This is a genomic window from Streptomyces sp. JH34 (assembly GCF_029428875.1).
Lineage (GTDB): Bacteria > Actinomycetota > Actinomycetes > Streptomycetales > Streptomycetaceae > Streptomyces.
Map to the genome: position 1 here is coordinate 3,283,012 of NZ_JAJSOO010000001.1, position 17,747 is coordinate 3,300,758.

The 17,747-nt window shown below is 71.4% G+C and carries 17 protein-coding genes; 10 read left to right on the forward strand and 7 right to left on the reverse strand.

What is annotated here, in order from left to right; translation table 11 throughout:
• Window positions 1–24: 24 nt before the first annotated feature.
• A complete protein-coding gene (gene cdgB, locus LWJ43_RS14465; RefSeq protein WP_277332670.1) occupies window positions 25–1,677 on the reverse strand; it encodes a diguanylate cyclase CdgB in 1,653 nt (550 codons plus the stop codon).
• Between the two features lie 347 nt (window positions 1,678–2,024).
• Between cdgB and LWJ43_RS14470 the strand changes: the two genes are divergently transcribed.
• Window positions 2,025–2,531, forward strand: a complete 507-nt coding sequence (locus LWJ43_RS14470) for a flavin reductase family protein (protein ID WP_277332671.1) — start codon at window positions 2,025–2,027, stop codon at window positions 2,529–2,531.
• 54 nt (window positions 2,532–2,585) lie between these two features.
• Here the strand turns inward: LWJ43_RS14470 and arfB are convergent, their stop codons facing one another.
• Window positions 2,586–3,020 (reverse strand): alternative ribosome rescue aminoacyl-tRNA hydrolase ArfB, encoded by a 435-nt coding sequence (arfB, locus tag LWJ43_RS14475; protein ID WP_277332672.1) that lies wholly within the window; start codon window positions 3,018–3,020, stop codon window positions 2,586–2,588.
• Window positions 3,021–3,192: 172 nt separating this feature from the next.
• Between arfB and LWJ43_RS14480 the strand changes: the two genes are divergently transcribed.
• Both LWJ43_RS14480 and LWJ43_RS14485 read left to right on the forward strand, forming a co-directional pair.
• Entirely contained in the window at window positions 3,193–3,768 is a 576-nt protein-coding gene (locus tag LWJ43_RS14480; protein ID WP_277332673.1) for a TerD family protein, read from the forward strand.
• Between the two features lie 230 nt (window positions 3,769–3,998).
• Entirely contained in the window at window positions 3,999–5,576 is a 1,578-nt protein-coding gene (locus LWJ43_RS14485; RefSeq protein WP_277332674.1) for a M4 family metallopeptidase, read from the forward strand.
• A 185-nt stretch (window positions 5,577–5,761) separates the two neighbouring features.
• On the opposite strand, the gene LWJ43_RS14490 is transcribed toward LWJ43_RS14485, so the two are convergent.
• Window positions 5,762–6,319, reverse strand: coding sequence for a GlcG/HbpS family heme-binding protein (locus LWJ43_RS14490; protein ID WP_277332675.1), 558 nt, complete (start codon window positions 6,317–6,319; stop codon window positions 5,762–5,764).
• A 264-nt stretch (window positions 6,320–6,583) separates the two neighbouring features.
• On the opposite strand from LWJ43_RS14490, the gene LWJ43_RS14495 reads away from it, so the two are divergent.
• The 3 genes from LWJ43_RS14495 (at window position 6,584) to LWJ43_RS14505 (ending at window position 9,185) form a co-directional block, all read left to right on the forward strand.
• The gene (locus LWJ43_RS14495) at window positions 6,584–7,942 is read left to right on the forward strand and encodes a sensor histidine kinase (protein WP_277332676.1); all 1,359 of its coding nucleotides are present in this window, start codon (window positions 6,584–6,586) and stop codon (window positions 7,940–7,942) included.
• Complete coding sequence (locus LWJ43_RS14500) at window positions 7,939–8,571, forward strand: response regulator (RefSeq protein WP_277332677.1); 633 nt, start codon at window positions 7,939–7,941, stop codon at window positions 8,569–8,571. The genes LWJ43_RS14495 and LWJ43_RS14500 overlap by 4 nt, the downstream gene beginning before the upstream one ends.
• A 116-nt stretch (window positions 8,572–8,687) precedes the next feature.
• Window positions 8,688–9,185, forward strand: coding sequence for a hypothetical protein (locus tag LWJ43_RS14505; RefSeq protein WP_277332678.1), 498 nt, complete (start codon window positions 8,688–8,690; stop codon window positions 9,183–9,185).
• Window positions 9,186–9,228: 43 nt separating this feature from the next.
• Here the strand turns inward: LWJ43_RS14505 and LWJ43_RS14510 are convergent, their stop codons facing one another.
• A complete protein-coding gene (locus tag LWJ43_RS14510) occupies window positions 9,229–9,936 on the reverse strand; it encodes a pentapeptide repeat-containing protein (RefSeq protein WP_277332679.1) in 708 nt (235 codons plus the stop codon).
• 109 nt (window positions 9,937–10,045) lie between these two features.
• On the opposite strand from LWJ43_RS14510, the gene LWJ43_RS14515 reads away from it, so the two are divergent.
• Window positions 10,046–11,242, forward strand: a complete 1,197-nt coding sequence (locus tag LWJ43_RS14515) for an NAD(P)-binding protein (protein ID WP_277332680.1) — start codon at window positions 10,046–10,048, stop codon at window positions 11,240–11,242.
• Between the two features lie 56 nt (window positions 11,243–11,298).
• Here the strand turns inward: LWJ43_RS14515 and LWJ43_RS14520 are convergent, their stop codons facing one another.
• Window positions 11,299–11,775, reverse strand: coding sequence for a GNAT family N-acetyltransferase (locus tag LWJ43_RS14520; RefSeq protein ID WP_277332681.1), 477 nt, complete (start codon window positions 11,773–11,775; stop codon window positions 11,299–11,301).
• A gap of 37 nt (window positions 11,776–11,812) precedes the next feature.
• Window positions 11,813–12,694, reverse strand: a complete 882-nt coding sequence (locus LWJ43_RS14525; RefSeq protein ID WP_462100950.1) for an aminoglycoside phosphotransferase family protein — start codon at window positions 12,692–12,694, stop codon at window positions 11,813–11,815.
• A gap of 90 nt (window positions 12,695–12,784) precedes the next feature.
• Here LWJ43_RS14525 and LWJ43_RS14530 point away from each other — a divergent pair, with 90 nt between their 5' ends.
• The 3 genes from LWJ43_RS14530 to LWJ43_RS14540 all read left to right on the forward strand — a co-directional run bounded on the left by LWJ43_RS14530 (window position 12,785) and on the right by LWJ43_RS14540 (window position 15,535).
• Complete coding sequence (locus LWJ43_RS14530; protein WP_277332683.1) at window positions 12,785–14,194, forward strand: NAD(P)/FAD-dependent oxidoreductase; 1,410 nt, start codon at window positions 12,785–12,787, stop codon at window positions 14,192–14,194.
• Between the two features lie 218 nt (window positions 14,195–14,412).
• Window positions 14,413–15,099, forward strand: coding sequence for a TNT domain-containing protein (locus LWJ43_RS14535; protein ID WP_277332684.1), 687 nt, complete (start codon window positions 14,413–14,415; stop codon window positions 15,097–15,099).
• A 70-nt stretch (window positions 15,100–15,169) separates the two neighbouring features.
• Window positions 15,170–15,535, forward strand: coding sequence for a hypothetical protein (locus LWJ43_RS14540; RefSeq protein WP_277332685.1), 366 nt, complete (start codon window positions 15,170–15,172; stop codon window positions 15,533–15,535).
• Between the two features lie 72 nt (window positions 15,536–15,607).
• Here the strand turns inward: LWJ43_RS14540 and LWJ43_RS14545 are convergent, their stop codons facing one another.
• Window positions 15,608–17,695 carry a restriction endonuclease gene (locus LWJ43_RS14545; protein ID WP_277332686.1) on the reverse strand — a complete coding sequence of 696 codons (2,088 nt, stop codon included), beginning with the start codon at window positions 17,693–17,695 and terminating at the stop codon, window positions 15,608–15,610.
• Window positions 17,696–17,747: the final 52 nt, after the last annotated feature.

Consider the following 17,747-nt stretch of genomic DNA (forward strand, 5'->3'; position numbering starts at 1 on the left):
ACGGGGACAGCCAGGCCGTGAACGTCAGCCGGCTCTGCGGTGAACCTTCGATCGGGACCGCTTCTCCACGTACATCCGCTGGTCCGCGGAGTGCAGGACCTCTTCCTCGGTCATTCCGCACTCGGCCCAGCCGATACCGAAACTCGCCCCGACCCTGACTGCCCGGCCGTCCACCCGGATGGGCGGAATGATGGCGTTACGCAAGCGTACGGCCAGATCCGCGGCATCTGCCGCCCCGAGACCGTCCGCGAGGACGACGAATTCGTCACCCCCGAGCCGCGCGACCGTGTCACCGTCCCGTACGCAGGTCGTGAGCCTCCGGGCGACCTCGATGAGAACCGCGTCACCCGCGTGGTGCCCGAAACGGTCGTTGATGGACTTGAAGCCGTCGAGGTCGCAGAAGAGCACCGCGAGCCCCTTGGTCCCGTCGTCGCGGTCCGGGTCGGGCGCCACGCTGTGCACGTGGTGGTCGTAGGGGCCGATGCCCGGCGCGACCTCGCCCTCGTAACCGTCCGCCCGGTAGCCGTGCGCCGGGCTCTCGACGTCGCCGTACGCCGCGTCCAGTGCCTCGATCGCGGAGGAGGCGACCGAGTGAGGCCTCTCACACAGCCGCGACCCGAGCCGGGAGCGCAGTTCGGCGCTGTTGGGAAGACCGGTCAGCGCGTCGTGCGAGGCACGGTGCGCGAGATTCAGCTCGTTGCGCTTGCGCTCCTCGATGTCCTCGACGTGCGTGAGCAGGAAACGCGGCCCGTCGGTGGTGTCGGCGACGACGGAGTTGCGCAGGGAGACCCAGAGGTAGGTGCCGTCCCTGCGCCCGAGCCGGAGCTCGGCCCGCCCGCCCTCGGCGGACGTGCGCAGCAGCGTGCCGATGTCCTCGGGGTGGACGAGGTCGGCGAAGGAGTAGCGGCGCAGGACGGAGGCGGGGCGCCCCAGGAGACGGCAGAGCGCGTCGTTGGTGCGCAGCAGCCTGCCGTGCTGGTCACCGCCCATCTCGGCGATGGCCATGCCGCTGGGGGCGTACTCGAAGGCCTGGCGGAAGGATTCCTCGCTGGCCCGCAGCGCCTGCTGCTCGCGTTCGAGCCTGACCAGGGCGCGCTGCATGTTTGCTCGGAGGCGAGCGTTACTGATCGCAATGGCCGCCTGGGAGGCGTACATCTGGAGTGCCTCGCGACCCCAGGCGCCGGGCCGGCGGCCGTTGCGCGGCCTGTCGACCGATATGACGCCCAGGAGGTCCAGACCTCCGCCGGAGGCGTACATGGGTGCGTAGAGGCGGTCCAGGGGGTGCCACTCGTCCTCGAAGCGTGGCTCCGGCCCCTCGGTGTGCCACTGCGGCACGTCGTCGTCGAGGAGCACCCAGCCCTCGGTGTGGGGTATGAACCGCAGCTCGTCCCAGGCCTCGCCCATCGACAGCCTGCGCTCCCACGACTCGCGGGAGCCGACACGGCCGGTGATCAGGGATTCCGCGGCGCTGTTGCCGGCGAACGCGGCGACGACGAGGTCACCGTCCGGGCGGACGAGGTTCACGCAGCCCAGCTCGTAACCGAGGCCGCCGACGATGCCGTCGGCCACCGACTGCAGCGTGTCCGCCAGGCTCCGCGCCGTGTTGAGATCAGCGACGGCCTGGTGCAACTGCCGCATGGTCGCAAGACGGACGTACGGTTCCGACTCGGCCTCCATTGCTCGCACTCCCTGAGACCTCGACAGCAACTCCAGGTTTCATATCGACGTACTTGTTGCACTGTCACGGCCACTGAATCACAGTGAGCTGTGCACCCGGTACACAGGGTCAACAAATATTGCTCTCTGTGACTCAAGTCACAAGACTTGGCAAAGACCGCCCCGGGCACCTCCAGACACCCCTGTTGCGTGGCGATCGCAAAGCGGCGCACATGGTTCCGGAGTCCTAGGACCCGGCTGGTCCCCTGGTCCGATGCGACGCCGCGCCCGGCGGCACTAGCGTGCCCGGTGTGCTGCAGAAGACTCCCCCCGCCCCGCGCCCCGAAGCCGTCCCCCATGCTGAGGGGGTGAGCAACGACGAATTCCGCGCCGCCCTCTCCCGCCTGGCGGCGGGCGTGGTGCTGGTCACCGCCGAGGAGCCGCCGCTCGACGAGCACGGCCGGGGCGAGGACGTCGGGATGACGGCCACCGCCTTCATGTCGGTCTCCCTGGACCCGCCCCTGGTCATGGTGAGCCTGCGCAACGACTCACGGATGGACGACCTGCTGGCCGAACAGCCCCTGTGGGCGGTGTCCGTACTCACGGAGGGGCAGCGGCAGATCGCCGCGCGGTTCGCCATGAAGAACCGGATCAGCGACCGGCTGCTGTTCGAGGACGTCCCCTGCACACGGGGCGAGATCGCGGGAGCGCCCCTGGTGGAGGGGGCGCTGGCCAACCTGGAGTGCCGCACGGAGCAGCGCGTCCCGGCAGGTGACCACACGCTGGTGATCGGCCGCGTGCTGTCGGCCTCGCTGCCGAACGCGGACGGCGAGCCGCTCACCTACTTCAAGGGCCGCTACCGGCAGCTGGGCTGACCCGGGCCGGACCTCACGCCCGGGGCTGAACCGCCCCGGACCTCGCGGCGGGACTCACCAGTCGCGGCCGGAGCGTCCGCGCTTCGTGTCGCCGCGCTGCTTCTTCTCGCGCAGACGCCGCTCGTTGATGCCGCGCGGGATCTTCTTCTTGAGGCGAGGCTTCGGGGGCGGCGCCGTGGCCTCCGCCAGGAGGGCCGCGAGCCGCACGGCGGCCGTCTCACGGTTGCGCCACTGGGAGCGGTGCTCCGAGGCGCGTACGGACACCACACCGCCGACCAGCCGGCTCGCGAGCCGTTCGAGGGCCCGGGCCTTCCACACCTCGGGCAGGGCCTCGGTCGCCGCGAGGTCGAAGCGGAGCTCCACCTGGGAGTCGCTCGTGTTGACGTGCTGCCCGCCGGGCCCCGAGGACCGCGAGAAACGCCACATGAGTTCGGCCTCCGGCAGGGAGACCGAACCGCGGATGACATAGGGCCCGGACATGACACCCATGTTCCCCGCCCCACCGCCCGTTCGTCACCTTGTTTTGCGAGCGTTCGGCCAGAAGTTCGGCAAAGAAAGTAAAGCGAGCAGGAACCTCGTGGTCTCTTGTCTGCGTTAGGACGGGTGACGGTAGCTTTCGTGATGGCACGAAGCCCGCACACGACGAGGAAAGGGACTTCCCATGGCTGTAAGCCTGTCCAAGGGCGGCAACGTCTCGCTCACCAAGGAGGCCCCGGGCCTGACCGCCGTCACGGTCGGCCTCGGCTGGGACGTCCGCACCACCACCGGCACCGACTTCGACCTCGACGCCTCGGCGATCGCGGTCAACACCGCCGGCAAGGTCTACTCCGACGGCCACTTCGTCTTCTTCAACAACAAGGCGACGCCGGACCAGACCATCGTCCACACCGGTGACAACGTCACGGGCCAGGGCGAGGGCGACGACGAGCAGATCAACGTCAACCTGGCGGGCCTCCCGGCGGACATCGACAAGATCGTGTTCCCGGTCTCCATCTACGACGCCGAGTCGCGCAGCCAGAACTTCGGCCAGGTGCGGAACGCCTTCATCCGCATCATCAACCAGGCCGGCGGCACCGAGATCGCCCGCTACGACCTGAGCGAGGACGCCGCCACCGAGACCGCGATGGTCTTCGGCGAGCTCTACCGCAACGGCGCCGAGTGGAAGTTCCGCGCGGTCGGCCAGGGTTACGCCTCGGGCCTGCGCGGCATCGCCCAGGACTTCGGCGTCAACCTCTGACGCGACGGCTTTCCCACGGGAGCCCCCGCCCGACTCCGGTCGGCGGGGGCTCCCGTGCGTCCGCGTCACCCGCCCCTCCGCACACGCCAGATAGCGGACACGAACGCATCCCAGTCGGACAAGAACTGGTCAAAAACTTGTGAGGTAATTGTCGGCGACCCGTCAAAAGGGTTCATTCGGTGGCACGCTCTCCGCTCGTACCCCCCACAGGAACGAGCAACGGAGAAGGCATGACCCCCCACATGAACACCCGTCGCGCCGCTGCCCTGACCGCAGTTGCCGCGATGGTCGTCGTCGGCGTCCAGACCGGTACCGCCACGGCCGGTACCGGAACCGGTGACAGCAAGGCCTCTTCGTCCGGCGCCACCACCCTCGGCGTGAACTCCGCCGCTCAGCGCACCGGCGCCCTGCGCACCGCGCAGGATGACGCCCCGGCCGCAGCGAAGGCCCTCGGGCTGGGCGGCCAGGAGAAACTGATCGTCCGTGACGTGATCAAGGACGCGCACGGCACGGTCCACACCCGCTACGAGCGCACCTACGCCGGGCTCCCGGTCCTCGGCGGCGACCTGGTCACCCACACCGCGGCGGACGGGAAGTCCAAGGGCGTGGACAAGGCCACGGACGCCCGCATATCCGTGCCGTCGACGCAGCCGGAGCTGAAGGCCGCGGCGAGCGCCCGCAAGGTCGTCTGGGCGGGCCACGGCAAGCCGGCCCTCGCCTTCGAGACCGTGCGCGAGGGAGTGCAGAAGGACGGCACGCCCAGCCGGCTGCACATCATCACCGACGCCACGACCGGCAAGAAGCTGCACAGCTTCGAGGCCGTCGAGACCGGCACCGGCAACAGCCAGTACAGCGGCCAGGTGACGCTGTCGACCACCAAGGGCGCCTCGGGCTTCGAGCTGACCGACGGCGACCGGGGCGGCCACAAGACGTACGACCTCGACCAGAAGCAGAACGGCACCGGAGACCTCGTCACCGACACCGACGACACCTGGGGCGACGGCACCGGCGGCGACCGCCAGACCGCGGCGGTCGACGCCCACTACGGCGCGGCGACGACCTGGGACTTCTACAAGAACGAGCTGGGCCGCGACGGCATAGCCGGGGACGGAAAGGCCGCGTACTCCCGCGTCCACTACGGCACCGGCTACGTCAACGCCTTCTGGGACGACAGCTGCTTCTGCATGACCTACGGCGACGGGGCCGACGACAAGAGCGCCCTCACCGCGATCGACGTCGCCGGCCACGAGATGAGCCACGGCCTGACCGCCGCCACCGCCAACCTCGACTACTCCGGCGAGTCCGGCGGCCTCAACGAGGCGACCAGCGACATCTTCGGCTCCTCCGTCGAGTTCTTCGCCGACAACACCACCGATCCCGGGGACTACCTCATCGGCGAGAAGATCGACATCAACGGCGACGGAACTCCCCTGCGTTACATGGACAAGCCGAGCAAGGACGGCGGCTCGGCGGACTACTGGGACGCCGGCGTCGGCGACCTCGACGTGCACTACTCCTCCGGCGTCGCCAACCACTTCTTCTACCTGCTGGCCGAGGGCAGCGGCGCCAAGACCATCGGCGGCGTCGACTACGACTCCCCGACCGCCGACGGCTCCACGGTCACCGGCATCGGCCGCCAGAAGGCTTATCAGATCTGGTACAAGGCGCTCTCCGTCTACATGACGTCGAGCACCGACTACGCCGGCGCCCGGGTCGCGACCGAGAAGGCCGCCACCGACCTGTTCGGGGCCGACAGCGCCGAACTCAAGGCCGTCGACGCGGCCTGGGCCGGGGTCAACGTCAAGTAACACCCGCCCTGTTCCGGAGCCGGTCCGCCTTCGGCGGGCCGGCTTCCGCGTGTCGCAGGACCCTTGGACCGTTCCGGGCGCATCACGAGGACGACCTCGACCACGCCGTTGCTACCTGTGGCGGAGCCTTCGCCCGCCTCGCGATCATCCGGAACCCCCTACTGCCGCCCTCGCCGGGCCGGCCGTCAGCGGCTGAGCGCGGCGACACCCGCCGCGGCGAACTTCTCGTCGAGGTCGCCGCTCGGCGCGCCCGCGACTCCGATGCCCGCCAGGGGGGCGCCCTTGACCTGCACGGGCGAGCCGCCGGCCAGGAACAGGGTGCCGGGGATGTCCTTCAGGTTCGGGGCCTGCTCCAGACGCTTGACCAGTTCGGACGTCGGCGCGTTCCAGGAGACGGCGGTGTACGCCTTCTTCACGGCGGACTCGGGGGACTGCGGGCCCGCGCCGTCGCCGCGCAGCGTGACGACGGTGTTGCCGTCGCGGTCGACGACGGCGACCGAGACGCGCTGGTTCTCCTTCTTCGCGGCGTCCAGGGCGGCCTGCGCGGCCTTGGACGCGGCGGCGACGGTCAGGTGCGTGGACTGCTGGAGGTTCCGGTCCGCGGCGTCGGCCTTCACGACGGCGGCGGGCGCGGCGGCCGGGGTGGACGCGTTCGCGGACATCGCGCCGAAGGTTCCGGCACCCAGCGCCGCGGCGGCGACGGCACCGGTCAGGACACGGTTGCGCAGGGACATCTTCTTCATGGTGGGCTCCTGGGGTGAGTGCCGGCCCGGTCTCGAACCGTCCGGCTTCGGGTTTCGGCTTCCGGTATCGATCCTCCGGCCGGAACCGGGCCCGGTCCGTCGGCGTACCGGCTCGAAGCCGCACCCGTGTCGGCCGACGCCCCCGTCAGCCGATCGGTTGATGCGGAGGTGGCCCGCAGGGGCGACCATGGGATGTCCACGCAGGTCAGCGGCTGCGCGGCGACGCGAGAGCGCAGGACAGACCGAGGGAGCGCGGGGTACGACGTGCGGCGGAACCGAACCGGGCAGGCCCCGGAGCGAGCGGCGTCGGCCGACTCGGGCACCACACACCGCGGGGGTGCGGCGGGCGACCCGGACGCACGGTGGCCGGCCCTCCTCATGCACGCCGCGTTCTTCCTGCTGCTCGGCGCCTCCCTCGCACGCTTCCTCATGCGCCACCCCGGCGAGACCCGTACCCCCTGGATCATCGGGCTGTCGGCCGTGCTCGCCGCGCTGTACCTCCTCGGACCGGTGCTCGGCTCGCGACCCACGCCCCGCCGGCTGACCTGGCTCGGCGCCCTCGTCCTGGTGTGGATGGTCCTGGTCGTCCTCGCGCCGAGCTTCGCGTGGTGCGCCGTCCCGCTCTTCTACACGGGCCTGCGGATCCTGCCGCCGCGCGCCGCCCTGGCGCTCGTCTCCCTGCTCACCGCGTTCGTCGTCGCCGCGCAGCTACGGCTCGCGACCGGCTTCGACCCGAACCTCGTCCTGGCACCGCCCGCCGTCGCGGCCGTCGCCACCGCCGTCTTCGTCCACATGCAGCGCCAGGCCGTACGCCAACGGGACCTGGCCGTACGTCAGCGCGAGCTGATCGACGATCTGCTCCGCACCCGGCGGGAACTGGCCGCCACCGAGCGCCGGGAGGGGACCCTCGCCGAACGCCAGCGGCTGTCCATGGAGATCCACGACACCCTGGCCCAAGGGCTCTCCAGCCAGCAGATGCTGCTCCAGGCGGCCGACCGCTCCTGGGACGCCGACCCGGCAACCGCCCGCCGCCACGTCCTCACGGCGACCGGCATCGCGGAGCGCAACCTCGCGGAGGCCCGCCGCTTCGTGCACGACCTCGCGCCGGCCGACCTGGCGGAGGGCGGCGGGCTGGAAGCGGCGCTGCACGCGCTCGCCACCCGGGAGACCGCCCAGGCTCGTGGAGGCCTCACCGTCCGCTGCCATGTGGAGGGCACCCCGGCCCTCCCGCTTCCCGACCGGGTGCAGTCCGCGCTCCTGCGGATCGCGCAGGGCGCACTCGCCAACGTCACCGAGCACGCGGATGCCACCGTCGCCGCGCTGACGCTGACCCACCTGGACGACCGCGTCGTCCTCGACGTCGCCGACAACGGCCGCGGCTTCAGCCCCGAGCGGCAGAAACCCCGACCGGCCGGCGGCGTACGCGGCCACGGGCTGCCCGCGATGAGGGCCCGGGTCCAGCAGCTCGGCGGCACGCTGACCATCGAATCGGCGCCCGGCGAAGGCACCGTGCTGTCCGCCGCCGTGCCCCTGGCCGCGCACCCGGGCGCCCCCGGCCCGGCGTCCGGGCAACACACCTCGTCCGCCCCACCCGCCCCACCCGCTCCGGAGGAACGCGCATGACCCCGCCCGTACGGATCCTGCTCTGCGACGACCACGCCGTCGTACGGGCCGGACTGCTCGCCCTCCTCGGCGGCGAACCCGACATCGAGGTCGTGGGCGGGGCGGGCAGCGGCGAGGAGGCCGTCGCCCTCACCGCACGGCTCGGGCCCGACGTCGTCCTGATGGACCTCCAGCTGGGCGCCGGCATCGACGGCGTAGAGGCGACCCGCCGCATCACGAGCGCCGGGGCAGGTGCGGTCCACGTGCTCGTCCTCACGACGTACGACACCGACGCGGACATCACCCGCGCCATCGAGGCGGGAGCCACCGGCTACCTGCTGAAGGCCGAACGCCCCGAGGAACTCTTCGCCGCCATCCGGGCCGCCGCGCAGGGCCGCACGACGCTCTCCCCGCCGGTCGCCAGCCGTGTCATGGCCCGGATGCGCAGCCCCCGTCCCACCCTGACCGAACGCGAACTCGACATCCTGGGCCAGCTGTCACAGGGCCTCGGCAACCGTGACATCGCACGGGCCCTCTTCATCAGCGAGGCCACCGTCAAGACCCACCTGGGCCGGATCTACGAGAAGCTCGGCGTGGACACCCGGGCGGGAGCGGTCGCCGTAGCCAAGGAACAACGCCTGCTCCCCTGACAGGGGCTGTCCCGCCTGCCGGTCAGGTCACGCACCCCGGGGCCCCGCCGTCTCGGTCACGCACCCCCGTCCCCGGGACGGCGCGGACGCCCCACGCGGCATGACACCATCGAACCGTGCTCGACATCGGCTACTCCCTCTCCCGGCGCTTCCCGGACCCCCCGCAGACCGACTACCGCCGCGCGGACGTCCACGCCCTGCGGCACGACCTGTTCTCCGGGGACGTCTACCTCGCCGACACCAAGGAGGACCGCGAAGTATCCACAGCCTGGGGATGGGTCCCCGTGCTCGACTTCGCCTGGGCACTCTGCGACATCGTCGAGCAGATCGACCGCGACCCCCGGGGCAACCGCTCGCACCGCCGGCAGTTCGCCGAGCTCGACTTCACCGAGTCGTCCGACCGCATGCTCTTCGAACGGCGCTTCGGCTGGGTGGACGTCGAGGCCGACTGGATGCCCGGCGAGGAGCCCCCGCTGACCTTCAGCCACTCCCTGCTGCGCCGCGAGGCCCGCGACTTCCTGCACGACCTGATCGCCGACCTGGCCGACATGCACGAAGGCCTCGCCGACAACCCGATCATCTGGGACCTGCAGGCACGCTTCCCCCGCCTCTGAAAGCCTTCGGAGACGGAGACGGAGACGGGGACGGGCCCACCGTCTACGCCTCCACTCGCACCCCGATCTGCGCCGCGAACGCCGGAGCCAGCTCCATCAGCTGGGACGGGCTGATCACCGCCCCCGCCAGCCGCTCCACACCCCGCGCGATGTCGAGCTCGGCGACCGCGCGCAGATCGACGGACTCCATCCGCACGGAACTGAAGTCGGCACGTTTCAGCACGCAGTCCCGGAACTCCACCCGCACCAGCTGAGCCTCCCCGAAATCCGGCTCCGAGAGCACACACCCCTCGAACACGACGTCCTTCAGCCGTGCCGTGCGCAGATTCAGATAATCGATCTTCCCGCCCCGCACGAGCACCCGCTCCAGCACCGCACCGTGCAGCTGCACCCCGCCCAGCCGCGCGTCCAGGACCTCCACGTCCCTCAGCGACGCCCCCGCGAGATCGGTGCCCACGCCCCGTACGCCCCTGAGCACCGAGTCGATGAATCTCGCCCGCACCAGCTCCGCACGGTCCAGGGCACACTCCCGCAGCTCACAGTCCATGAACCGCGCCCCGGGACCCGACGCGTCGGCCAGGTCCGTCCCCGCGAACCGCACCCCGTCGTAATCCCCGTCTGGCTCCAGGCCCGCCCCGTCGTACTCCACGAGCTGCGGCAGTCGCACCTCCGGCCGCCTCGCCCGTGCCACCCCGTCCTTCGCCCCCGCGCCCCTGCCGCTCCTGTTGCCTGTACGTGCCATGCCCCCCATCGTGGCGCACACCACTGACATTGATGCTGATGCCCGGGTCCCGGTGTCACGGAACCGGCCGGCCGAACCGTCCTCCCTGCAACAGCGCCCACCGCGAGGAGACCCAGCCATGCAGCGCATCCACATCGTCGGCGGCGGTCTCGCCGGGCTGACCGCCGCCATCACCGCCGCCGAATCCCGGGCGCAGGTCACCCTCCACGAGGCCCACCACACGCTCGGCGGACGGGCCAGGACCTCGGACGGCCCCTACCTCACCAACGAAGGACCGCACGCCCTCTACCGCCGCGGCCCCCACTGGACCTGGCTCGGACAACGCGGACTGCTCGGCCCGTCCGCCTCCGTACCACCGCTCGAAGGCGCCCGCTTCCTCTTCCACCGCGACGGCGCACTACGCAGGACCCCGCCCCTCGCCATGCTGCGCCTCACCCGCCGCAACCCCCGCCTGGCACCCGTCGACACCGACTTCCACAGCTGGGCCGTCGGCCAGGTGGGCGAGGAGGGCGCCCGCGCGGCGGCCCACTACATGGGTGTGGCCCTCTTCCACCACGACCCCGGTTCGCTGTCCGCCGCGTTCGTCCAGGAACGGCTGCGCCGCGCCGCCGCACTGCCCCCGGAGGCCCGCTACCCCGTCGGAGGCTGGGCGCGGCTCGTCGACCGGATGGCCGCCCGCGCCTGGGACCTCGGCGTACACCTCAGGACCGACGCACGCGTCGGCCCCCACGAGCTGGCGGAACTGAGCCGGGGCGGCCCCGTGATCGTCGCCACCCAGCTGGACTCCGCCCGCGTCCTCCTGGAGGACCCCGCCCTGACCTGGGACAGCGGCCGGACCGCCCTGCTCGACCTGGCCCTGCGCACCCGGCGCGGCGACCCCTTCATCATCTCCGACCTCGACGCCCCCGGCTGGATCGAACGCTTCACCGCCCAGGACCCGACACTCGCCCCGCCCGGCGAACAACTCGTCCAGGCCCAGATCCCCCTCGCCCCCGGCACGCCGCGCGCCCACGCCCTGCGCCGCGCCGAGGACCTGCTCGACCTCGGCTTCCCCGGCTGGCGCGACCGCACCACCTGGCGCCGGGAAGCCCTCGCGTCCGGCCGCACCGGCGCCGTCGACCAGCCGGGCACGACCTGGCGCGACCGGCCCGCCGTCGACCGCGGCGACGGCATCCTGCTCGCGGGCGACCAGGTCGCCGCCCCGGGGCTCCTCAGCGAGGTCGCGTTCAACAGCGGCATCGAAGCGGCGGTCCTGGCGGTACGGCTGCTCGGCGGTACGGCACCGGACGCCCCCCGCACGGCGGAAACCCCCTGACCTCGGGCAGAACCGGGAGGTGCCGCCCGCGAGCCAAGACGCCGCCCCGACCCCGCTCAGGCCGCCCCGAGCTCCGCCAGCGCCCCGTCCGTCAGCCGGTACACCGTCCACTCGTCCTGCGGACGCGCACCCAGCGACTCGTAGAACGCGATGGACGGGGCGTTCCAGTCCAGCACCGACCACTCCAGGCGCCCGTAACCGCGCTCCACGCAGATCCGCGCCAGCTCCGTCAACAGCGCCTTCCCGTAGCCGCCACCACGCCTCTCCGGACGGACGTACAGGTCCTCCAGATAGACGCCGTGCACCCCGCGCCACGTGGAGAAGTTGAGGAACCACAGCGCGAAACCGACCACTTCACCGTCGTCGTCCGACACCGCGACATGGGCGTACGCCGCGGGCCGCTCGCCGAACAGCGCCTCGCGCAACTGCTCCTCGGTGGCGTTCGCCTCGTCGAGCGCCTTCTCGTAGTCCGCGAGCTCACGGACCATGGCGTGGATGGCGGGGACGTCCTCGGACGTGGCTGTACGAATCATGGGGGCAGCCTAGACAGGCGGTCCGACCACGCGCCCCTCAGCTCCGCCCCAGCAACCGCCGCGCGATCTCCGCGTGGTGCACGGGAAGCCGTCGTCCCCCGCCCCGGATCCACAACCCGTTCTGCAGCACCCTCCCCAGGGTCCACGCCCGCGCCCGCTCCCGGTCCAGCCCCAGCACCCCGGACAGCAGATCGAACCGCCACAACACCTCGGACGCGTCGAACCTGTTGTCCAGCGCCGGGAACAGCTCGAACCCCGGATCCCCGCCCAACGGCTTGGGATCCAGCGCCACCCACTCCCCCGCCCGCCCGTCCTCCGCCCGTCCCGCCAGGATGTTGTCGTAGTGGAGGTCCCAGTGCAGCAGGCGGTCACCCGGCTCCCCGGCCACCTCCCGCACCGCGGCCGCGCAGTCCAGCAACAACCGCCGCTCGCCCTCGTCGCCCAGCCTCGCCGCAGCGCCGGGCGCCTCCTCCAGCATCCGGACGGCCTCGTCCCCGAGCCGCCGCATCCCCGGCGGAGCCGGCACCCGGACCAGCCGGGCCAACGACTCCGCGAGGACCCGCACCGCGGCCCGCGCATCGGCCATCCCCGTCAACGGGCGCCGCTCGTCCAGCCGTTCCAGCAGCATCACCCCGGTCGCCGGATCGTGATCCAGCAGACCCACCACCCCCGCACCGGCCTCACCCCAGACCCGAAGCGCGACCGGCTCCCCCACCGTCTCCTCGTCCACCGGCTGAAGCTTCAGCGCCGCCCGCCGGCCGTCCGCCTCCCGCACCACGGGAAGCACCAGCGCGCACATCCCGCTCATCGGGGCCCCGTCGGGCCGCAGCCCCCACTCCTCCAGACACCTCCCCGCCAGAGCGGGCAGCGCGTCGGCGAACTCCCGCCCCGCCGCACCGCTGTGCATCCCCAGATTCATGACCAGGTCGTCCGGAACGTCGATCACACCGCGAGCCTAGAGGTACCGTCCCTCCAGCGACTGGGCTGCACACGGACAAGCAGGGGACACATGAACACCGTCAGTACCGTCAACGGCGGCATCTCGTTCTGGTACGCGAACCAGGGCACCCCCACGCCCCGCGAGCCCCTGCCCGGCGACACCGCCGCCGACGTCTGCATCGTCGGCGGCGGCTACACAGGCCTCTGGACGGCGTACTACCTCAAGAAGGCGGTCCCCTTCCTCAACATCACCGTCCTGGAGGCGAAGTTCTGCGGCTACGGCGCCTCCGGCCGCAACGGCGGCTGGCTCTACAACGGCATCGCCGGCCGCGACCGCTACGCCAAGCTGCACGGCCACGACGCGGCCGTCCGCCTGCAGAAAGCCATGAACGACACCGTCGGCGAGGTCATACGCGTCGCCGGCGAGGAGGACATCGACGCCGACATCCACCACGGCGGCGTCCTCGAAGTCGCCCACACCCCCTCCCAGCTCGCCCGCCTCAAGGACTTCCACTCCGTGGAGATCGCCTTCGGCGAGACCGACCGCGTCCTGCGCGGCGCCCGCGAGACCGCCGAACGCATCCGTGTGTCCGGCGCCGTCGGCTCCACCTGGACCCCGCACGGCGCGCGCCTGCACCCCGCCAAACTGGTCACCGGCCTCGCCGACGCCGTCGAAGCACTCGGCGTCACGATCCACGAGTCGACCCCCGTCACGGAGATCAGGCCCAAGCACGCCGTCACCCCGTACGGCACCGTCCGCGCCCCCTACGTACTGCGCTGCACCGAAGGCTTCACAGCGGGCCTCAAGGGCCACCGACGCACCTGGCTCCCCATGAACTCCTCCATGATCGTCACCGAGCCGCTGTCCGAGGCCGTCTGGGACACCATCGGCTGGGACGGCCGCGAAACCCTCGGCGACATGGCCCACGCCTACATGTACGCCCAGCGCACCGCCGACGACCGCATCGCCCTCGGCGGCCGCGGCGTCCCCTACCGCTACGGATCGGCCGCGGCCACCGTCCACGGAACGGCCCGGACCCGGCCCGCCACCGTCGAGGCCCTGCGCGACCTGCTCGTCCGCTTCTTCCCCACCACCGCGGGTGCCCGCATCGACCACGCGTGGTCCGGCGTGCTCGGAGTCCCCCGCGACTGGTGCGCCACCGTCACACTGGACCGCAGCACCGGCCTCGGCTGGGCCGGCGGCTACGTCGGCTCCGGCGTCGCCACCGCCAACCTCGCCGCCCGCACCCTGCGCGACCTCATCCAGCAGGACTCCGGCCAGGCGGGCCCCACCGACCTCACCGCCCTGCCCTGGGTCAACCACAAGGTCCGCCGCTGGGAACCCGAACCGCTGCGCTGGCTCGGCGTCCACGCCCTCTACGCCGCCTACCGCACCGCCGACCGCCGCGAAGCCGCCTCCTCCTCCCCCACCACGGACCCTGTCGCGAAGGCGGCGGACCGCCTCTCGGGCCGGCACTGACCCCCGACCGTCAGCGGGCGGCGACACCCCTAGGCCGATCAGGAGAAAGCACAGCTCCGTACGAGTGACGGCGCGTACCCCCGTCCCCGCGCGCCGCCACAACCGCAATTGACTGAGGGTCACCACACCACGGCGCCCTCCACACAGGCGCCGTGACGCGAACTCGACGTCCGCCTGCCCCTCGTGGCCGACGCGGGCCATGAGAAGGGACCACCTCAATGCGGGTGCTGCGGAACATCGCATCGGGCGCAATCGCCTCGCTGCTCCTCCTCGTCGGGCTGACGCCCACGGCCGCCCACGCCGACACCGGCGACAACCTTCGCCCCGGGACCCACTGCCCGACGGACGCACGCACACGCGGAACCAACGGGGCACCCACCACACCCCTCGAGGAGTACTACCTCGACGACTGGCGCCTCGGCCCCGAGGTCCTCCCGAGGACCGGCGCCATCGGTGCGATGCTGCGTGACTACCACCGCACGGGCCCGACCTCGGTGTACTGGTTCCTCGGGTGCTACTGGCAGACCAACCCGACGACCGGCGAGTCCGGTTGGTGGTACCCGGACAACGACGGCTTCCTCCTCGACCGCGCGGGCAATCCGGTGAAGAAGAACCTGACCCTCCGCGTGGGGCAGCTGGTCGATCTCTTCGGCAGCGGCCGCGGCAACTTCCTCGCCCCCGCCGGGACCCCGTACGCCAAGCGCGCCATCCCGCCGAGCAACCTCGTGAAGTACACGAACGACTACCCGTACAGCTACCACCTGTACCGGGTCAACGAAGCGTTCACGGTGGAGGCCGGCCGCATCCGCCCCTGGTTCGGGCAGCCCGGCCTGGGGATCCAGTACAAGACGAACCAGCGGGTCTCGGAACTCGTCAACGCCGAAAAGCTCGAAGCCCTGAACTGATCACGACCGCACTCCCCTGGGCGGGCCCCGGCACGGCCGGGGCCCGCCCAGGCGCATGCGAGGGGACCCGATGAACAGGACCGAACTCACCGAGCGGCTCCGCCGCGAGGAGGTACCGGACGCGCTCTACGAGATCCCGGGCGTCCACGGCGTACCCGTCCAGCTCGACGCCTACTACGTCCTGCGCCCGGAAGGGGACGCCTGGCCGGTCCTCCTGCGCCAGCGGGGCCAGGAGGAAGTCATCGCGCGCTTCGGGAGCGAGGAGGAGGCGTGCGGCTACCTGTACGACACCCTGACCGACGTCCCCCCGCCCGGCCCCGGCGGCGCGGAACGGATCGACCGGCTCCTGGCCGACGCCGACGACATCCAGCGCCGGGCGGAGGAGGACTTCGAACGGGCCCCGGACCGGGAGGACGGCGGGACTGGGGGTGTCTGAACCGGGGCTCCGGGGCCCCGACCCGTGTGGAACCGCGATAGTCGGCACGGGGCAGCGAGGGGCGGCAGCCCCTTATGCGACCTCGATGCCGTACTCCCGCAGCAAGGCCCCCAACCCGTCGGCGTATCCCTTTCCTCCCGACACGAACTCCCAGTCACCGGAACCCCGCAGCCTGAACGAGCCGAGGACCAGCGCCACCTCCCCCGCCCTGCCGTCGGACACCTCCAGTCGGTCGAGCTCCACGCCCCGGGCATCCCGCAGCCGGATGGAGGCCTGCGTGAACCCCGCGAGATCACCGGCAGGCTCAGCGTCCGGATCCACAGCGGCCACGAGCACCACACGGTCAGCCTCAGCGGGAAGCGCGTCGAACGACACACTCAACGCCGCCCGGTCCTCCGCGAACCCCGGCACAGCCCGCACAGCGCCATCGGGAGTCCGCGGATTGTTGAAGAAGACGAAGTGGTCATCACTCAGCACCCGCCCGCCCCGGCACACCAGTGCGCACACATCCAGGGCCACGACGCCCGACCACGTCATACCCAGCACACTGTATTCACCGTCGGGTTCACCCTCGGGCGACGACCGTTGAGCCGGTACCCCGGCCCCGCCTCCACCCGGCAGCCTCCCCCGCAGCCCACAGCGCCCCAGGAGGTCGACCAGCTCCGTACCCGACACAAGAGTCAGCGGCTTGCCCTCGGCGAAGGTGTATGAGCCGGGACCGAAGCCTGACGTCGTCACCAGCACACCCTTGTTGGCCCCAGCTCCCTGGACCGTGCCGTAGAGATCACGCACGGCACTCGGAGGAACCGTGTTCCGGTAGCGCTTCACCTGGACGATGATCTTGCCGCCGCTGATCGGGTCCGGATCCATGGCCTCGACATCGACACCACCGTCGTTGGAACGCTGCGTGGTCACCGCATGCATCCCTCGCGCCCGGAAGAGCTCGGCGACCAGCCCTTCGAACTCGATGGGGTCCATCTCCAGCAGATCCGGCTCAGCACCGCCGCCGTGCACCGAGCCCGACTCCAGCTCCGCCGGGACCCTGCCCGGCCGGACGGCCACGCGCTGATCGGGACGAGCCGACAGCTGCCCTCGCAACGCGTCCGTCAGGCAGTCCACCGCACTCACCTGTTCCAGGTTCAACCCGCCGAACTCGGTCCGCGAGACCATCGTCGTGCTCAGGCAGACCGACGCCTGGCGCCCCGTCGCCGGATCGATGTCATGCACAAAGCCGTTCAGCGCCACCGACTCCACGACCTCGAACTCGTCCGCCGCGAAAACGTCCCGCAACACGAGCAGCATGCATTGAGCCAGCACGTCCCGGTAGAGGGCCCTTCGCCGGCCCACGGGCCGCGGCGTTTCCTTCTCCGTGTCCGAGCCCACCAGATACCGCACGATCTTCGACTCGGGAACCACCGTGAAGCCCGGCAACTCCCAGTCCAGCACAAGCTGCCGACCCGCCGGATCGAACGCGACGGTCACCTGACGGGGAAACTCCGCCGGCCAGGCCGATGACGAGTACAACGCAGCCGAGAAGTACTCCACCACAGCACCCGCATCACCTCGTCGCAGCGCCACCGCCATCTCGGAGACCCCCGCGTTGTGCCGCCGGATCTCGCTCAACTGCCCCTGCGCCCAGTCGTCGTACTGACGCCGATATGCCGCGAGCTGCTGCTGCCGCTGCGCCTCCGCCGCCTGCGCGGCCCGCCAGTCCTGCTGGTACCTCGCGTGCGCCTCCTGCTGCGCCTGCGCCCGCCGCCCGGCGGTCCAGCCGCCCTGCACCTGGTACCGGTTCACGTCAGGCATGGGTACGGGATACGCCAGTTGCCCAGGGGCGAACGGCTCGATCTCCTCAGCCCGCCCCAGCGACGCCATCCGGAACGCAGACTCCCGGGAGCCGGCCGCCAGCAGACCCTCCAGCACACCGACCCGAGCTTCGAGCTCCTCCGTACGCCGTCTCGCATCCGCCTCACGCCTGCGCCGGTACTCGGCCTGCTGCTCCCGGTGCAGCCGCGCCATGTCGCGCTCGTGGGCCCGCTGCAACCGCTCCTGCTCGCGTGCTCCCTGAACGGCCGCACGATGCTGCGCTTCGTGCTGGCGCTGAAGCTGCCGCTGGGCCTCCGCCCACGCACCGACCAGACCGTTGGACCGACGACTCATCTATCGCTCTCCCCACCCGCCCCTACGCTTCCTGCACATTTCTTACACGCGC

Excerpts from the sequence above, each read along its gene's own strand:
- cdgB (WP_277332670.1), bottom strand. The coding sequence starts at position 1,677 with ATGGAGGCCGAGTCGGAACCGTACGTCCGTCTTGCGACCATGCGGCAG.
- arfB (WP_277332672.1), bottom strand. The coding sequence starts at position 3,020 with ATGGGTGTCATGTCCGGGCCCTATGTCATCCGCGGTTCGGTCTCCCTG.
- LWJ43_RS14480 (WP_277332673.1), top strand. The coding sequence starts at position 3,193 with ATGGCTGTAAGCCTGTCCAAGGGCGGCAACGTCTCGCTCACCAAGGAG.
- LWJ43_RS14485 (WP_277332674.1), top strand. The coding sequence starts at position 3,999 with ATGACCCCCCACATGAACACCCGTCGCGCCGCTGCCCTGACCGCAGTT.
- LWJ43_RS14490 (WP_277332675.1), bottom strand. The coding sequence starts at position 6,319 with ATGAAGAAGATGTCCCTGCGCAACCGTGTCCTGACCGGTGCCGTCGCC.
- LWJ43_RS14500 (WP_277332677.1), top strand. The coding sequence starts at position 7,939 with ATGACCCCGCCCGTACGGATCCTGCTCTGCGACGACCACGCCGTCGTA.
- LWJ43_RS14510 (WP_277332679.1), bottom strand. The coding sequence starts at position 9,936 with ATGGGGGGCATGGCACGTACAGGCAACAGGAGCGGCAGGGGCGCGGGG.
- LWJ43_RS14515 (WP_277332680.1), top strand. The coding sequence starts at position 10,046 with ATGCAGCGCATCCACATCGTCGGCGGCGGTCTCGCCGGGCTGACCGCC.
- LWJ43_RS14520 (WP_277332681.1), bottom strand. The coding sequence starts at position 11,775 with ATGATTCGTACAGCCACGTCCGAGGACGTCCCCGCCATCCACGCCATG.
- LWJ43_RS14525 (WP_462100950.1), bottom strand. The coding sequence starts at position 12,694 with ATGAATCTGGGGATGCACAGCGGTGCGGCGGGGCGGGAGTTCGCCGAC.
- LWJ43_RS14530 (WP_277332683.1), top strand. The coding sequence starts at position 12,785 with ATGAACACCGTCAGTACCGTCAACGGCGGCATCTCGTTCTGGTACGCG.
- LWJ43_RS14535 (WP_277332684.1), top strand. The coding sequence starts at position 14,413 with ATGCGGGTGCTGCGGAACATCGCATCGGGCGCAATCGCCTCGCTGCTC.
- LWJ43_RS14540 (WP_277332685.1), top strand. The coding sequence starts at position 15,170 with ATGAACAGGACCGAACTCACCGAGCGGCTCCGCCGCGAGGAGGTACCG.
- LWJ43_RS14545 (WP_277332686.1), bottom strand. The coding sequence starts at position 17,695 with ATGAGTCGTCGGTCCAACGGTCTGGTCGGTGCGTGGGCGGAGGCCCAG.